The 15,061-nt window shown below is 44.5% G+C and carries 17 protein-coding genes; 3 read left to right on the top strand and 14 right to left on the bottom strand.

Annotation, left to right across the window (positions count from 1 at the left end):
* Nucleotides 1-34: 34 nt before the first annotated feature.
* Together secDF and B1K52_RS11745 are read right to left on the bottom strand one after the other, a co-directional pair.
* Nucleotides 35-2,293, bottom strand: coding sequence for a protein translocase subunit SecDF (gene secDF / locus B1K52_RS11750; RefSeq protein ID WP_077308450.1), 2,259 nt, complete (start codon nucleotides 2,291-2,293; stop codon nucleotides 35-37).
* A 155-nt stretch (nucleotides 2,294-2,448) separates the two neighbouring features.
* Complete coding sequence (locus tag B1K52_RS11745; protein WP_143588878.1) at nucleotides 2,449-2,745, bottom strand: post-transcriptional regulator; 297 nt, start codon at nucleotides 2,743-2,745, stop codon at nucleotides 2,449-2,451.
* A gap of 114 nt (nucleotides 2,746-2,859) precedes the next feature.
* Here B1K52_RS11745 and spoVB point away from each other — a divergent pair, with 114 nt between their 5' ends.
* Nucleotides 2,860-4,413: a stage V sporulation protein B gene (gene spoVB / locus B1K52_RS11740; protein WP_306278125.1), complete on the top strand. Its 1,554-nt coding sequence runs from the start codon at nucleotides 2,860-2,862 to the stop codon at nucleotides 4,411-4,413.
* Here spoVB and B1K52_RS11735 read toward each other — a convergent pair whose 3' ends face one another.
* Nucleotides 4,414-5,073, bottom strand: coding sequence for a DUF421 domain-containing protein (locus B1K52_RS11735; RefSeq protein ID WP_077308448.1), 660 nt, complete (start codon nucleotides 5,071-5,073; stop codon nucleotides 4,414-4,416).
* A gap of 112 nt (nucleotides 5,074-5,185) precedes the next feature.
* Between B1K52_RS11735 and B1K52_RS11730 the strand changes: the two genes are divergently transcribed.
* Nucleotides 5,186-5,560 carry a TIGR04086 family membrane protein gene (locus tag B1K52_RS11730; RefSeq protein ID WP_077308446.1) on the top strand — a complete coding sequence of 125 codons (375 nt, stop codon included), beginning with the start codon at nucleotides 5,186-5,188 and terminating at the stop codon, nucleotides 5,558-5,560.
* Nucleotides 5,561-5,596: 36 nt separating this feature from the next.
* Here B1K52_RS11730 and yajC read toward each other — a convergent pair whose 3' ends face one another.
* From yajC to B1K52_RS11695, 7 genes are all read right to left on the bottom strand, one after another.
* Complete coding sequence (yajC, locus tag B1K52_RS11725) at nucleotides 5,597-5,860, bottom strand: preprotein translocase subunit YajC (protein ID WP_077308444.1); 264 nt, start codon at nucleotides 5,858-5,860, stop codon at nucleotides 5,597-5,599.
* A 16-nt stretch (nucleotides 5,861-5,876) separates the two neighbouring features.
* The gene (gene tgt / locus B1K52_RS11720; RefSeq protein WP_077308442.1) at nucleotides 5,877-7,013 is read right to left on the bottom strand and encodes a tRNA guanosine(34) transglycosylase Tgt; all 1,137 of its coding nucleotides are present in this window, start codon (nucleotides 7,011-7,013) and stop codon (nucleotides 5,877-5,879) included.
* Nucleotides 7,014-7,042: 29 nt separating this feature from the next.
* Nucleotides 7,043-8,071: a tRNA preQ1(34) S-adenosylmethionine ribosyltransferase-isomerase QueA gene (queA, locus tag B1K52_RS11715; protein WP_077308440.1), complete on the bottom strand. Its 1,029-nt coding sequence runs from the start codon at nucleotides 8,069-8,071 to the stop codon at nucleotides 7,043-7,045.
* 22 nt (nucleotides 8,072-8,093) lie between these two features.
* Nucleotides 8,094-8,294 carry a DUF2905 domain-containing protein gene (locus B1K52_RS11710; RefSeq protein WP_077308438.1) on the bottom strand — a complete coding sequence of 67 codons (201 nt, stop codon included), beginning with the start codon at nucleotides 8,292-8,294 and terminating at the stop codon, nucleotides 8,094-8,096.
* Nucleotides 8,291-9,292: a Holliday junction branch migration DNA helicase RuvB gene (gene ruvB / locus B1K52_RS11705; protein ID WP_077308436.1), complete on the bottom strand. Its 1,002-nt coding sequence runs from the start codon at nucleotides 9,290-9,292 to the stop codon at nucleotides 8,291-8,293. Before ruvB ends, B1K52_RS11710 begins: the two co-directional genes overlap by 4 nt.
* A gap of 12 nt (nucleotides 9,293-9,304) precedes the next feature.
* Entirely contained in the window at nucleotides 9,305-9,919 is a 615-nt protein-coding gene (gene ruvA, locus B1K52_RS11700) for a Holliday junction branch migration protein RuvA (RefSeq protein ID WP_077308434.1), read from the bottom strand.
* Nucleotides 9,920-10,253: 334 nt separating this feature from the next.
* On the bottom strand, nucleotides 10,254-10,739 hold the full coding sequence (locus B1K52_RS11695; protein ID WP_077308432.1) for a BofC C-terminal domain-containing protein: 486 nt from the start codon (nucleotides 10,737-10,739) through the stop codon (nucleotides 10,254-10,256).
* A gap of 163 nt (nucleotides 10,740-10,902) precedes the next feature.
* Here B1K52_RS11695 and B1K52_RS11690 point away from each other — a divergent pair, with 163 nt between their 5' ends.
* Nucleotides 10,903-11,112, top strand: a complete 210-nt coding sequence (locus B1K52_RS11690) for a hypothetical protein (protein ID WP_143588877.1) — start codon at nucleotides 10,903-10,905, stop codon at nucleotides 11,110-11,112.
* A gap of 40 nt (nucleotides 11,113-11,152) precedes the next feature.
* Here B1K52_RS11690 and B1K52_RS11685 read toward each other — a convergent pair whose 3' ends face one another.
* The 4 genes from B1K52_RS11685 to obgE form a co-directional block, all read right to left on the bottom strand.
* Nucleotides 11,153-12,331, bottom strand: coding sequence for a LysM peptidoglycan-binding domain-containing protein (locus B1K52_RS11685; protein ID WP_077308428.1), 1,179 nt, complete (start codon nucleotides 12,329-12,331; stop codon nucleotides 11,153-11,155).
* Between the two features lie 84 nt (nucleotides 12,332-12,415).
* Nucleotides 12,416-13,282: a prephenate dehydratase gene (pheA, locus tag B1K52_RS11680; protein WP_306278124.1), complete on the bottom strand. Its 867-nt coding sequence runs from the start codon at nucleotides 13,280-13,282 to the stop codon at nucleotides 12,416-12,418.
* Nucleotides 13,283-13,300: 18 nt separating this feature from the next.
* Entirely contained in the window at nucleotides 13,301-13,750 is a 450-nt protein-coding gene (locus B1K52_RS11675; protein WP_077308423.1) for an ACT domain-containing protein, read from the bottom strand.
* A 29-nt stretch (nucleotides 13,751-13,779) separates the two neighbouring features.
* Nucleotides 13,780-15,060: a GTPase ObgE gene (obgE, locus tag B1K52_RS11670; protein ID WP_077308421.1), complete on the bottom strand. Its 1,281-nt coding sequence runs from the start codon at nucleotides 15,058-15,060 to the stop codon at nucleotides 13,780-13,782.
* Between the last annotated feature and the right edge of the window lies 1 nt (nucleotide 15,061).

Genomic DNA, 15,061 nt, shown 5'->3' with positions numbered 1-15,061 from the left:
AAATAACCCCCGTACTGCTACGGGAGTTATTTTATCAAACTTGCGGTCCTTCTACTTTCTTCTTCTCTTCGTGAATAATCGGCTGTTTGTCAATATTCTTGCCGCGCCATACGAGCCATAACTGGGCTGCGATGAATAGCGAAGAGTATGTTCCCGCTGCTAATCCGATAACAAGTGCAATCGAGAAGTTTGTAATCGGGGCAGCTCCGAAAATCCAGAGAATAATTGCTGCCACAATGACAGTTGCCACCGTGTTTACACTTCGTACTAGTGTTTGCAGTAAGCTGTCATTCACAATCTTCGCCAGCTCATCGAACGTTTTCACTTTCCGTTTCAGGCGTATATTCTCCTTAATTCGGTCAAACGTTACGATTGTATCATTGATGGAATAACCAATGATGGTCAAAATGGCCGCGATAATTGTGATATCAAATTCTAATCTGGTAATACTGAATATCGCCAAGATAAAGAAAGCGTCATGCACGAGTGCCACAATTGCCGCCATCGCAAATTTAAACTCAAATCGGATCGTTGCATACAACACAATACCAATTGATGCAAAAATGACGGCGTACACTGCATTTTTTGCCAGTTCCTTGCCTATAACAGGCGAAACGGTACTAATGCTAGGTGCACTGCCATAAGCATCTGTAATATTGCTTTTCACGTCATCTTCCTCGTTTTTGGAGAGCGTGTCATCCAAGCGGACGGAAGCATGCGTCCCATCTGCAGATAACTGCGTTTCTTTAGACGTATACCCAATATCCTCGAATTGCTGCTCAATCTGCTCCGTTGTCAACGTCTCATTCGAATCAAACTCAACACGTGAACCGCTCGTAAAATCAATACCTAGGTTAAGCTTGAAAATACTCAAGCAAATAATACCCGCAATTGTGAGCGCAATAGAAAATGCAAAATACGCTTTGCGGTGTTTTACGAGATTCAGTTTCATTCCATAGAAGGTGGCGCTTCGTTCTTCTTTGTCACTCAGTTTACGGATATTTTTCTTGGAGACGCCGAACCATGCTGGTTTTTTATCAAATGCACGGCTCTTCACCATCAAACCAAGCAAAGCACGTGAACCTACTACAGCCGTGATAAAGCTAAGCAGGATACTGATAATAAGTGTGGTTGCAAATCCTTTTACTGAACTAGTACCGAAAATAAACAGCACAATACCAGCTATTAAAGTTGTAATGTTCGCATCTGTAATAGTTGCCAAGGAATTCTTATTACCAGCTTTATAGGCTGCTTTCAGCGACTTGCCGGTTTTCAGCTCATCCTTAATTCGTTCATAAGTGATAATATTTGCATCTACTGCCATTCCGACACCGAGAATCAAAGCAGCGATTCCTGGCAATGTCAGTACTACATTGAGAAAATCAAAGACAACAAGATTTAAATAAGCAAACACAGCAAGTGTAATTGACGCTATCAAACCTGGAAGTCGGTAATAAACAATCATAAACAGCAGGATAAGGGCAAATGCAATATAACCTGCCAACATCGTTTCATCCAGCGCTTGTTGTCCAAATTGGGCACCAACAGAGTTTGAATACACTTCTTCCATTTTCACGGGCAGAGAACCGGCATTCAAAAGATCAGCAAGTTCTTGAGCACTTTCAACCGTGAAATTCCCTTCAATCTGTACAGACTTACTATTAATTGTCTGTGAAACTGACGGTGCAGAGATGAATTTTTGTTCATCTTCCGGCTTTTGCGCTTCTTCTTCATATGAATTTTCTTCTTCATAGTCCAGCCAGATGACTAGTCTGTTTTCGGGAAAAGGAAGCTGCGCGATTTCGCTCGTCACTTCTGCAAATTTTGAAGCATCTTTCATATCTACTGTAACAAGCGGCTGATTTGTTTGCGGGTCAAACGCCTGCTTGGCACTGCCGGCTTCAATATCTGTTCCGTTTAAGTATTCTTTGTCGTTCGTATCCCGGAAAGATAGATTCGCAGTTGTAGACAGCATCTCGCGCGCTTGATCCTGATCTTCTACACCAGCAAGCTGAACACGTATTCGGTTCGGCTGCTCTATATCAATATTTGTTTCGCTGACACCAAGTGAATTGACACGCTCATTCAGCGCCTGTGCTGTTGCGTTTAGCGTAGCCGTATCCACCTCGTCGCCTTCCTCAAGCGGCTCTACTTCATAAAGCACCTCAAATCCGCCCTGCAGATCAAGTCCTAAATTCAAATCTTTCGCAATACCCTGAATTGTCGTTCCCATCGCTCCCAAAAGTAAAAGGACGATCAAGAAGAAGGCAACAATTCTGCCTCTTTTCACCATGATGCAACTGCCTCCCATATCCGCTAAAACGGAAACCTAATATACTGCAAGCAAAGCCTGCATTGTTTACTGCATGTATGTACACGCTGCACTCGTTCGTCAAATACTTCCATAGTATAGAAAAGCCGAGCCAACACTGTCAACGATACCTTTCATCAGGATTGACCGTTGATTGCTGCAATTGAAGCCATTAAATCTTCATCTTCCTCATATACAGACATGGTCAGATAGCCCATATAAACCGATATATTGAGCTGCATAATATCTGCAACCACTTCATATAAACGCTTCGGTTTCTCTGTATCTTTTTTCCACACTTTTTTTTCCATACAGCTCCAAATATCTGCAGCCGATGCTTTTTCATATCCGAGCAAGTGAAATTCATCCTTCTTGCTGATGATAGCAGGCATCACTTCTGCCTTCCATTCGTTTACTGTTTTCAATTCGTACACGCTTTTACCTCCTGTAACAACTTGCCTTGCTTTTGTGCAGGCCAGTCATGCTTGGACACATCTTCTGCATACACTTAATTGTAGCCGAAAAACTATTATTTGAGAAGGCAGGTTGTGGATGTGACAAAGCAGACTTTTCTACAAGGCGCTCTCATTTTGATTGCTGCCAGCTTAATCACCCGCTTCCTAGGATTCGTGAATCGGATTGTCGTGGCACGTGTCATGGGAGAAGAGGGGGTCGGACTATACATGATGGCGATGCCAACGTTGTTCTTGGCCATTGCCATCACTCAATTCGGTTTGCCTATAGCCATTTCGAAACGGGTAGCTGAAGCGGATGTCCGCGGAGATACAGTACAGATTAAAAAAATTGTTGTCGTTTCCTTATCCATCACCTTGAGTATCAGCATAGTATTTGTCGGTTTCCTTTACTTTATCGCGCCGTTCCTAGCGGACAAGCTGCTTAAAGATGCCCGCGTCATCTATCCGCTGTTCGCAATAGGACCAATCATTCCCATCTTGGCGGTAGCGGCAGTACTGCGAGGGTATTTCCAAGGGAAGCAGAATATGAAGCCGCAAAGCTTCTCCCAAGTTATTGAACAAGTTGTCCGAATTAGCTGTACTGTTTTTCTTGTAAAGCTATTGCTGCCTTATGGAGTAGAATTCGCTGCTTTAGGAGCTATGATTTCTGTCATTATCGGAGAGTTCGTTTCACTGCTTTATATGCTGTATCAGTTTAAACGAAAAAAGACCGTAAAAATACGATCTCAATTTCTTACAGCATTAAAGGGCGGTAAAGAAACGCTGGAGCGTTTATTTTCAATTGCACTTCCGGCAACAGGCAGCAGGCTAATCGCAAGCGGTACACATTTCCTGGAACCAATTCTAACTGCCCAAAGCTTAGCGCTGGCAGGTGTCGGAACCGCATTAGCGACACGACAGTACGGTGAGCTGACAGGCTATGCGCTGCCGCTGCTGTTCCTGCCAACTTTCATTACTCATTCCTTAGCGACTGCGTTATTACCATCTATCAGCGAAGCAAATGAACAGAATCGCCATCAATTTGTCCATTATCGAATTCACCAAGCAATTCGGCTCAGCTTCGCTTCCGGTGCGATTGCGACCGTAACACTGACCATATTTGCCGGACCAATTTTGCATTATATGTATGGAAGCGAAAGCGCAGAGCGATTTATCCTGCTGATGGCACCGTTCTATATTATGATGTACATTCAGATGCCGCTTAGTACTGCTCTGCAAGCACTGGATGCTGCCAAATCAGCGATGTGGAATACTGTTATAGGTGCTGGCGCAAAAATCATTATACTCGTCTCTTTAGGCTCCAACGCCAAATTTGGTATTATTGGTATTGCCATCAGTCTCATTGTCACCGTCGTACTGATCACACTCTTGCATTTGATTTCACTTGCACGTGTAGCGGGCTTCAAGCTGTCATGGAAGGAACTAGGTCGAATGTTTAGTCTACTAGCGTTGACATTTGTTACCGCCTATATGCTGAAAGGAATATTTGCAGGCTCACTATACGAGCTGCCTTCTTTCCTTTTGCTGCTGCTTTGCTTACTCTTCCTTTATTGCCTATTTTTACTCTGTTTCGGATTTATTACCAAAGCTGAATTCGAACAATTTCTCTCAAGAAACAAACGATAATCATCGCTCATCTTTTCGGTCAATATACCAATGATGATTCTTATCCACCGTGCAGTAAGAGATTGTATCGAGTGTAGGATGACCATGCCGTTTCATCTCACCGCGGAGCCAAGATGGAGATTTATCAATCTTCTCTAGGGCTTCCTGCTGAATTTCTCCATCGACAATTAGCGGCGTGACATAACCACTGCTTCCATCAGCAGTATCTTTTTTTTCGAATACAGATAATTCACCGGACGTTTCCAAAATGGCAAAGTCAACATCCTGTATACTTTTTGCCCCCTTCTCACGCAGCTGCTGCTGCAAATCAGAGAAGCTGTAGCGTTGTTTTCGCATTTCATGTTCATCTATTTTGCCTCTGCTAATAATAATGGATGGTTTTCCCTCCATAAAGTCACGCATTTTAGGAAACTTTAAGGAGAGGAATGCAGTAACCCTTTGAATGATTAAAAGAACGACCATCGGTACAATAAAATGAAGCAAATGGCTGCTCGGATCTTCTATAGAAAAGACAGCTATTTCGGCTAACATTAAAAATACAACTAAGTCAATTATGCTCAGTTCACCAATTTCACGTTTTCCCATTAAGCGGAAAATAATTACGATAACAACATAGGATAGAATTGTTCTGCCTATAATTGCCCATTCCAACGTATCCAACGAACACTCGCCTCCCTTTTCACCTATTTTGTGCAAGAGGAAAGGTTATATACGTTCTCAAATTGTATTAACAGACATACAGTAGTCATATAGACATGCTGGAGGGATTTTTGTGAAAAAAAATGTACAAGCGATCTTGTATGGGTGGATTACGGTTTTTTCGCTGCTACTGTTTATTAGCTTCACATTAGCTTTACTGCTTCGCTTCACAAAGATGGGGGAGGGAATGCTCGACTGGACAACTCTGGGAGCGGGTATACTGAGCCTCTTTATTGGCGGATTTATTGCTGGTGTAAAGGGAGAAGACAAAGGATGGATGCTAGGCGGCATGACTGCAATTGGCTTTACGCTATTCGTTCTTCTCTATCAATACCTTGGTTATCAGGTTGGCTTTTCCGGAGCACAGCTGCTAACACATGGCGGGTTCCTGCTAGCTTCCCTTGTCGGCGGTATGATTGGCGTTAATATTAAAACGAGCACCACATAAAAAAGACAGGAGAGCACCTCTCCTGTCTTTTATCTTTTATACTTCTGCTGGTTTTACGTCACGAATCGAGTTACGATCGAACGTAAGCTTGCTGCCGTCTTCCGTAGTCAATACTACAGAAGCCTCGTCTATCGCATGTACCTTACCATGTAAACCACCAATAGTAACGATGCTGTCTCCCTTTTTCAGGCTAGACTGCATTTCTCTAACCTGTTTTTGACGCTTCTGCTGCGGACGAATCAACAGGAAGTAGAAAATAACAAACATTAATACAATAAGTATTATACTTTGTACATTCATTTACTGCTCCCCCTTTCTAAAAATTCTTCGCATTCGGCTTGTTAAAACCATAACTTTCGAAGAATTCATCTCGAAAATCGCCAAGTCGATCCTCTTTAATCGCCTCTCTGACCTTCCTCATCAATTCTATCAGAAAATGCAAGTTATGGTAAGTAGTAAGACGGAATCCGAAAGTTTCATTACATTTGATGAGATGGCGAATGTAAGCGCGAGAATAATTTTTGCATACCTTACAATCACAATTTTCATCAATCGGACCAAAATCACGCGCGTACTGCGCATTGCGGACAACCAAACGGCCGTTGGACGTCATGCATGTTCCATTGCGGGCAATCCGAGTCGGAAGCACACAATCAAACATATCAATTCCGCGAATAGCTCCGTCAATCAACGAGTCCGGCGAACCGACACCCATTAAGTACCGCGGTTTATCTTGCGGCAGCCAAGGCGTTGTATACTCCAATACTCGATTCATGACATCTTTCGGTTCTCCTACTGAAAGTCCTCCGACAGCGTAGCCTGGAAAGTCAAGGCTGACAAGATCCTGCGCACTCTGTTTACGCAGATCTTCATACTCGCCCCCTTGTACAATACCAAATAGGCCTTGCACATCAGGTCGTGCATGTGCAGTCAGGCATCGTTCTGCCCAGCGGCTTGTCCGCTCCACAGAGGCTTTCATATAATCATATGACGCAGGGTACGGCGGACATTCATCAAACGCCATCATAATGTCACTGCCAAGTGCATTCTGAATATCCATTGCTTTCTCTGGAGATAGAAACAGTTTTTCTCCGCTAATGTGATTGCGGAAGTGAACGCCTTCCTCTTGAATATCACGCAGATCGCTTAAGCTGAACACTTGGAAACCGCCCGAATCTGTCAGAATCGCACCATCCCAGTTCATGAATTTGTGCAACCCGCCAGCTTCACGGATAATCTCATGTCCTGGACGCAGCCATAGATGATAGGTGTTTGATAGAATAATCTTCGCGTTAAGCTCGGTTAAATCCTCCGGGCTCATCGTTTTTACTGTTGCTAATGTGCCTACTGGCATAAATGTGGGCGTCTCAAAGCTGCCGTGCGGCGTATGTACAATACCGAGCCTCGCGCCTGTTTGTTTATCTTGTTTGATGAATTCATAACGAATTGCCATATTATAGTAATTCCCTTTCTATTCTCATTCTATACGAGCAGCATCGCATCGCCAAAACTGAAGAAACGATAGCGTTCTTCAACAGCTGTGCGATAGGCTTCGAGTACAAAGTCCCGGCCTGCAAAGGCACTGACAAGCATAATCAACGTTGATTTTGGTAAATGGAAATTCGTGATTAAGCCATCGATGGCGCGATACGTAAAGCCTGGATAGATGAAAATGTCTGTCCAGCCGCTTGCCGCTGCGAATTTACCGTCATTATCTCTTGTAATTGTTTCCAGCGTACGTGTAGAGGTTGTCCCAACGGAGATGATTCGACCGCCGTTCTCACGGATTCTTGTCAGCTGGTCTGCTGTTTCCTGTGACATCTGATAGAATTCCGCATGCATTTCATGCTCTTCTATCGACTCTACACTCACAGGGCGGAAAGTACCCAACCCAACGTGAAGCGTGATAAAAGCAATCTCTACGCCTTTCTCCTGCAGACTGGCCAGCAGTTCATTTGTGAAATGCAAGCCTGCTGTCGGTGCCGCAGCTGAACCTTGCTCCTTTGCATAAACCGTTTGGTAACGTTCTTGGTCAGGGAGCTGTTCTTTAATATAAGGCGGAAGCGGCATTTCTCCTAATTGATCTAGTACTTCATAAAAAATACCTTCATAGTGAAACTCCACAATCCTTCCGCCATGCTCTAGTAATTCCTTACACACAGCAGTCAGCTTGCCATCCCCAAAGGAAAGCTCCGTTCCTACTTTTACTTTCTTAGCTGGTTTGACAAGCACTTCCCAGCTGTCGCCTTCCACTTGTTTCAGCAGCAGTATCTCACACTTAGCTCCTGTGTCCGACTTGATACCATACAGCCTTGCTGGCAGCACACGTGTATCATTCAGGACAAGACAGTCACCAGGATGCAGATAGTCACCAATATTTGCGAAATGACGGTGCTCCATCGATTGCGCTTCCTTATTCAGCACGAGCAGCCTTGACGACGTACGATCCTGAAGCGGTGTTTGAGCAATTAGTTCTTCTGGTAAATGAAAATCATAATCCTGTATATCCATACCTGTTAACTCCTAGTCTGTATCAGCGAAATTTGTTAAATAGGAACAAAATGAGCGACAGTACAATACTAATTACAATCGACGTGACGATTGGAAAGTATACTGTCGTGTTCCCTTTCTTGAAAACGATATCTCCCGGCAGCTTGCCGATAAACGACATAACGAGGCCGATTAAAATACACACAACGCCTATAAGAATAAAGATTTTTCCAATGCCGGTCAAGCCTTTGGCACCTCTCGGTTGAAGTGGGCATAGGCAAGCGGCGTGACGATCCGCCCGCGCGGCGTACGCTGTATGAAACCAATCTGCAGCAAATACGGCTCATAGACGTCTTCAATGGTCTGTGATTCTTCTCCAATCGTCGCACTAATTGTATCTAATCCGACTGGTCCGCCGCGGAAGTGATCGATAATAGTTGTCAGCAGCTTGTGATCAATATGATCAAGCCCTTTCGCGTCCACCTGCAGCTGATTTAAAGCTAAATGCGTCGTTTCCTGCGTGATATAGTCCTCTCCCTTTACTTGAGAGATATCGCGCACCCGTTTCAGCAGGCGGTTTGCAATACGAGGTGTCCCTCTTGATCGTAATGCCACTTCAAGTGCAGCGGAAGGCTCAATTTCAACATCAAAAATGATGGCAGTCCGCTCCACAATACTAGCTAAATCTTCTGTATGATAAAATTCCAGACGGCTTAACACGCCAAAACGGTCTCGTAATGGTGCTGATAAAAGCCCTGCACGCGTTGTTGCCCCAACCAATGTAAATGGCGGAAGATCGAGACGGACACTGCGTGCACTCGGACCCGTCCCAATAACGATATCCAAGCAGAAGTCTTCCATAGCCGGATAAAGAATTTCCTCGACAGCGCGCGGCAGCCGGTGGATCTCATCAATAAACAACACATCACCAGCTTCAAGTGAGCTTAGTATCGCTGCAAGGTCCCCCGCCTTTTCGATGGCTGGTCCGCTTGTCGTTCGAAACGACACCCCCATCTCATTCGCAATAATCGATGCCATCGTCGTTTTACCCAAACCTGGCGGCCCGTACAGCAGCACGTGATCCAACGGTTCGTCACGCATCTTGGCAGCTTCAATAAAAATGGCTAGATTTTCTTTTGCCTTATGCTGCCCAATATATTGTTTGAGTGTAGTCGGGCGCAAGCTCAACTCGATTACTTCGTCTTCTTGTTTCAATTCGTTCGTAATCATGCGATCTTCCATCTTCGCACTCCTTTATTTCTTTTGACTTAATAAAGCCAAACCTTTCTTTATTAAATAATCTGCACTATCGCTGTCTTCCTTCTTAAGCTGCGGCAAGACCGCTTTAATCTCGCGCTCCTGATAACCGAGTGCGCGCATGGCGTCTTCAGCATCTTCTAGTGCAACCCGTTTCTTCGATGTATTGCTCTCGGTTCCTGCTGATGCTTCAATCGCAGTGAGCGAGACCATGTAGACAAGCTTGCCTTTCAGATCCAGCACCATTTGACGGGCCGTCTTCTTTCCTACACCAGGGAAACTTGTCAGGAATTTATCGTCTTCCCGTTCAATGGCTGCCACAAATTCCTCGACATTTACACCGGCGAGAATTTGCAACGCATTTTTCGGACCTATTCCGGATACGCCAAGCAATTTTTGAAATAAAAACTTGTCTTCTGTATTTTTAAATCCGAACAAAGTTTGCGCATCTTCCCGTACATAGTGATATGTATGAACAAGTGCCTCCTTGCCCTCTTCCATTTGAAATTGGAAAGGATTCGGACATATAATTTCATAACCGACACCGTGGGCTTCCACGAGTACTGCTTCCTCTGTAATTCCTGTAATATTACCTTTTACATACGCTATCATACTGCTTCTCTCCTACCTGCTACAATAACTTGTTACTAGTTTACCACACAAGCGTATGTTCGTATAAGGCTTAAAGCGAAAAACAGGACTGGACAGTTAATAATAACTGTTTTATGCTGCATCCAATTCTCCTTCACTGATTTGGCAGACATTTTCTGCAGATCGAGAAAGATTCACATCCGATCGGAAGCTCGGTTCAAGCTGTAATCGAATTCTTTACCAGCGGCAGAGTTACAGAAAAAAACGCAATGTATAAAAAATAACCCGAACTAATGCAATTCTTTTTTAAGAATTTTCATAGTTCGGATTTTGTTTGAGTTATTCTATTCTTCTTTTAACTCGGCAAAGCTTCTAACTCATTTTTTGATCGGAAAGCTTCTAGAACTTCTTCGTAAACTTCCTTCGATTGAATTTTTATTCCTTCTTCCAGTTGTTTCGCTTGATGGCTTTCCAGTTTTCCTTTATTGATCTGATAGAACGATTGGATAGCTTGCTGATCCATTGGACGGCCCTCAAAAATGGTTAACTTGCCTTTGTATATACCAAAGTAGCCATCCTTTTTAAGTGAAGGAGAAATATCCATGACATCCTGTTTTAATACAACTTGTCCCTCTTTCTGGGTAACAAGCTGCCAATCATGGTAGGTCGACCAGAAATCCTCCATTGCATAAATCTTCTCCTGATGAGTGACGACAGTCTCGTTGCCGTCAATATAATGCCGCTTTAAAACTACCTCTACTTCTACCGGATCCGCAGCTTCAGCTGTCAAACTCGGAAAAATAAGTAAGAAAAGCCCGCAAATCGCAAGCACACGTCTCATTATCTTTCACCCCTATTCCGCTTCTTTTTCTCTATTTTTAGCTGAAAGCAGCATATTATCCGACTTATTTCAAAAAAATTCACAAAGACCCACACTTTTTTGGTTTACCTTACGATTATATGTGGTATAGGAAAAGCAGATAATCATGAAGGCGGGGATAGATTTGAGAAACACTGCGCAGCAAAAGTACCTTCACTACGTGGAAGCGAAGAGCGAGGCGAACATGGCGAGCATTTTCTCAGAAGAAAAAGCGACCCTGATACTTAGGAATCATATTCAGCATGCCGGACTGTCAAAAGCGGAAGTATCCGCATTGGAAGATAAGTACCGTCAGGATATGCACCGCATTTTCGAGGAACATGGTATATTATAAATTGAAAGCCCCTTCAGGAAATGAAGGGGCTTTTTTGATATCATTTATCTTCTTGCTCATCTCCCGGTAAATCTTGTGCCGGGGATGGTTCATAGAAATCGTTACGCGCCGGCTCAACACCATACGGATTTCGGTAATCAGGTTGCGCGAATTGAGATACTTCAGGAAATGGGATTGCCGGTCCACAACAGGAACGAATCGGCGCATTAGGGTAAGGCAGCGCCATATGTTGAGGCGGAATTGGCTGCTGACCTTGCATATTCCAGTTTCCCTGCATCGGCTGCTGACCTGGCTGCATTCCTTGCATGTTCCAGTCTCCTTGCATCGGCTGCTGGCCTGGCTGCATTCCTTGCATGTTCCCATTCCCTTGCATTGGCTGCTGACTTGGCTGCATTCCTTGCATGTTCCCATTCCCTTGCATCGGCTGCTGGCCTGGCTGCATTCCTTGCATGTTCCAATCTCCTTGCATCGGCTGCTGGCCTGGCTGCATTCCTTGCATATTCCAATCTCCGTGCATCGGCTGCTGACCTGGCTGCATTCCTTGCATATTCCAGTCTCCATGCATTGGCTGCTGGCCTGGCTGCATTCCTTGCATATTCCAATCTCCGTGCATCGGCTGCTGGCCTGGCTGCATTCCTTGCATGTTCCAATCTCCTTGCATCGGCTGCTGGCCTGGCTGCATTCCTTGCATATTCCAATCTCCGTGCATCGGCTGCTGACCTGGCTGCATTCCTTGCATGTTCCCATTCCCTTGCATCGGCCATGGCCCGTTCTCTTGCTGATAAAATGGATAGCCTTGCATATGCTGGTCTTGTGTCATATTCATTGGCTGCTGTGGCGGTACATCTACATAATCCTGCTGCTGTGGAGTTGGATAAACACCTGTACCTTGATCTGACCCAGTAATCTGCGGCATTTGCGGTACAAATGGATATGGAGCAGCGGACATGTCGTCTTCCTGGATTGCCGGTGTGTTGTGGAATGTCGGAGCTGGCGCTTGCTGCCCCGTATTACTGTTCTCTGCAGATGCCTCCGAACGATATACCGGTTCTTTTGAAACCGTTTTGGCTGCGGAAGGTATTTTAAGCTTCATGCCTGGTACTGCGAGCTCTGGTTCACGGATATGTCCGTTGATTTCCCGCAAAGCATCGAAGCTGACCCCATATTTTCTAGCGATACTCCACATGGTGTCATCTTTTTGTACGATATGAATCTTCAATTCTGAAACTCCCCTTTCATGAACTGACGCATTACTTCACCATCTTATGCAGCAAGTTCGGAAAGGTTGAAAAAAGCCGGCACGTTATGAACGCGCGCCGGCTTTTTTCTCATATTGATGAATCGGATAACTGCCAAGTACAGTAAGGCTGCAGCCCAGAGCCTCAAGCTCTTGCTGGACACCTTGAAATAGGATATTTTCCGCTTCACAAGATACATCCATAATAAAGAAATAGTTTCCAAGACCAGTCTTCATCGGCCTGGATTCAATCTTTGACATATTAATCTTACGCCAAGCAAAGGCTGCTAATACTTGATGCAGTGCGCCGGCATAATCAGATGGAAGTGTTACATACAAAGATGTTTTTCTTTCCGCGCCAGCATCATGCATTATCGAATTGCTTGCTGTGTTACTGGACAGAACAAAAAAACGCGTATGATTATTCGCATAATCATGGATATCTTTTTGCAAAATCGTCAGTCCAAACTCTTTCGCTGCAAGTTCATTCCCAATTGCTGCAGCATAGCCATCTTCCATATCTGCCACCATCTTTGCAGCTGTTCCAGTAGAGGAGGCGGCATGTGTGACAGCATGCGGAAGCTTGGTATGTAAGTAATGGTGACACTGTGCAATCGCATGACTGTGTGAATAGACGTCTTTTACTTCCGCGAGCTCCAGCGTCCCTTTGGTTAACAGATGCTGCCTTATTGGAATGACAACTTCCCCCACAATCGGAAGCTTTGCTTGATGAATTAAATAATCCATCGTAATAGGTACCGTGCCTTCAATCGTATTTTCGACGGGAACGACACAATAATCCATTTCTCCATTCACAACAGCATCCATGCATTGCGGAATTGTTGCATAGCTATAAGCTTCTTCTCCTGGAAATAAGACATCCACTGCCATTTTTGTGAATGTTCCTTTTGGTCCTAGATAACTAATCTTCACACTTATCTGCTCCCTTGCCTAAGCTTCCGAACTCAATACCTCTACTTTATCCACATATGCTAAAGCACGAAGGTCATCCAGTAAAGACTGGATGTCCGTGTGCATGCCTGCTGTATTTAAAGAGATTGTCACATTGGCTCTTCCTTGCAAAGGAATCGTCTGATGTATCGTCAAGATATTGCCGCCTGAACCAGCAACAATTGCCAATAGCTCAGACAGCGTACCAGTTCGGTCCTCCAGATGGAAGAACAATGTAATCATTCGCTGCTTTACCATTGCGCGGAATGGAAATACCGCATCCCGATATTTGTAAAACACACTACGGGAAAGATCTACCTGCTGCACGGCATCAAAAACCGAAGCCACTTTATTGCGCTCCAGCAGTTCTTTCGCCTGCAGCGTTTTTTTCATTGATTCTGGCAGCACATCACTTCGCACAAGATAAAATTGTTCTTCCTTTTCAGCCATTTGCTCTCCCCACCTTGATTCCAACAGAATCAGTCAACAAATTCGAATTCATGTTCCAACAAACGAATGATATCGCCGTCTTTCGCTCCGCGCTTGCGCAAGGCCTCATCGACACCCATACCACGCATCTGTCTTGCAAAGCGTCTCGCAGCTTCGTCACGGTTAAAGTCAGTCATCTTGAACAGCTTCTCAATTGGTTCACCATATAACACATACGCACCATCAGGATCACGTCTGATTTCGAACTGTTTCTCTGATTCTTCAAAACGGTATACAACACGTTCTGTCTGATCCTCAACCGGTTTCTCGATTTTCGGAATTTGATCAAGCTTGTCAGCAATCGCGTACAGTACATCCTGTAAACCATCACGTGTGATAGCCGAAATCGGGAAAATGTCAATTTCTTCTGGTATTTTCTCTTTGAAGATAACCAAATTCTCTTCCGCTTCTGGTATGTCCATTTTGTTCGCAATAATAATTTGCGGACGGGATGGCAGATCTTCATTGTATTCTTTTAATTCTTCATTAATTGTTACGTAATCATCATAAGGATCTCTGCCTTCTGTTGCAGCCATATCAATCACATGCACAATAACACGCGTCCGCTCTACATGACGCAAAAATTGGTGACCAAGCCCGATTCCTTCATGTGCACCCTCAATCAATCCTGGCAAGTCTGCCAGAACAAAGCCGCGCTGATCTTTTGTTTCGACAACGCCAAGATTAGGCGCCAATGTCGTAAAGTGATAATCAGCAATTTTCGGCTTAGCCGCACTAACAACTGACAGGAATGTTGATTTTCCTACACTTGGGAAACCGACCAGCCCTACATCAGCAATAAGCTTCAACTCAATCTGCAAATTGCGTTCTACACCAGGTTCGCCATTTTCAGCAAAATCCGGAGCTGGGTTACGCGGTGTTGCAAAACGAGAGTTACCACGTCCACCGCGGCCGCCTTTTGCAATAACAGCTTGTTGTTCATGTTTTGTCAAATCCGCAATCACTTCTCCAGTTTCTTCATCACGTACAAGTGTACCCGGCGGTACTGGCAGAATTAGCGGTTCTGAATTTTTGCCATGCTGTCCCTTACTCATACCATTATCACCGCGCTGCGCTTTAAAGTGGCGCTGATAACGGAAATCCATCAATGTGTTAAGTCCTTCATCAACTTTGAAAATGACATCCCCGCCATTTCCTCCATCTCCGCCTGCCGGACCACCTAACGGAACATACTTTTCTCTACGATAAGCAACTAAGCCATTCCCGCCGTCGCCTGCTTTTACATATACCTTGACCTGATCTACAAACATC

This window comes from Terribacillus halophilus, from assembly GCF_900162685.1.
Lineage (GTDB): Bacteria > Bacillota > Bacilli > Bacillales > Amphibacillaceae > Terribacillus > Terribacillus halophilus_A.
The sequence above is the reverse complement of the archived record's forward strand: the minus strand, read 5'-3'. Positions and strand labels throughout refer to the sequence as shown.

What these genes read in the sequence shown, in the direction of transcription:
- tgt (WP_077308442.1), bottom strand. Translation starts at nt 7,013, where the DNA reads ATGGCAATTCGTTATGAATTCATCAAACAAGATAAACAAACAGGCGCG.
- B1K52_RS11675 (WP_077308423.1), bottom strand. Translation starts at nt 13,750, where the DNA reads ATGGCTGAAAAGGAAGAACAATTTTATCTTGTGCGAAGTGATGTGCTG.
- ruvA (WP_077308434.1), bottom strand. Translation starts at nt 9,919, where the DNA reads ATGATAGCGTATGTAAAAGGTAATATTACAGGAATTACAGAGGAAGCA.
- yajC (WP_077308444.1), bottom strand. Translation starts at nt 5,860, where the DNA reads ATGAATGTACAAAGTATAATACTTATTGTATTAATGTTTGTTATTTTC.
- ruvB (WP_077308436.1), bottom strand. Translation starts at nt 9,292, where the DNA reads ATGGAAGATCGCATGATTACGAACGAATTGAAACAAGAAGACGAAGTA.
- secDF (WP_077308450.1), bottom strand. Translation starts at nt 2,293, where the DNA reads ATGGTGAAAAGAGGCAGAATTGTTGCCTTCTTCTTGATCGTCCTTTTA.
- obgE (WP_077308421.1), bottom strand. Translation starts at nt 15,060, where the DNA reads ATGTTTGTAGATCAGGTCAAGGTATATGTAAAAGCAGGCGACGGCGGG.
- queA (WP_077308440.1), bottom strand. Translation starts at nt 8,071, where the DNA reads ATGGATATACAGGATTATGATTTTCATTTACCAGAAGAACTAATTGCT.
- B1K52_RS11695 (WP_077308432.1), bottom strand. Translation starts at nt 10,739, where the DNA reads ATGAGACGTGTGCTTGCGATTTGCGGGCTTTTCTTACTTATTTTTCCG.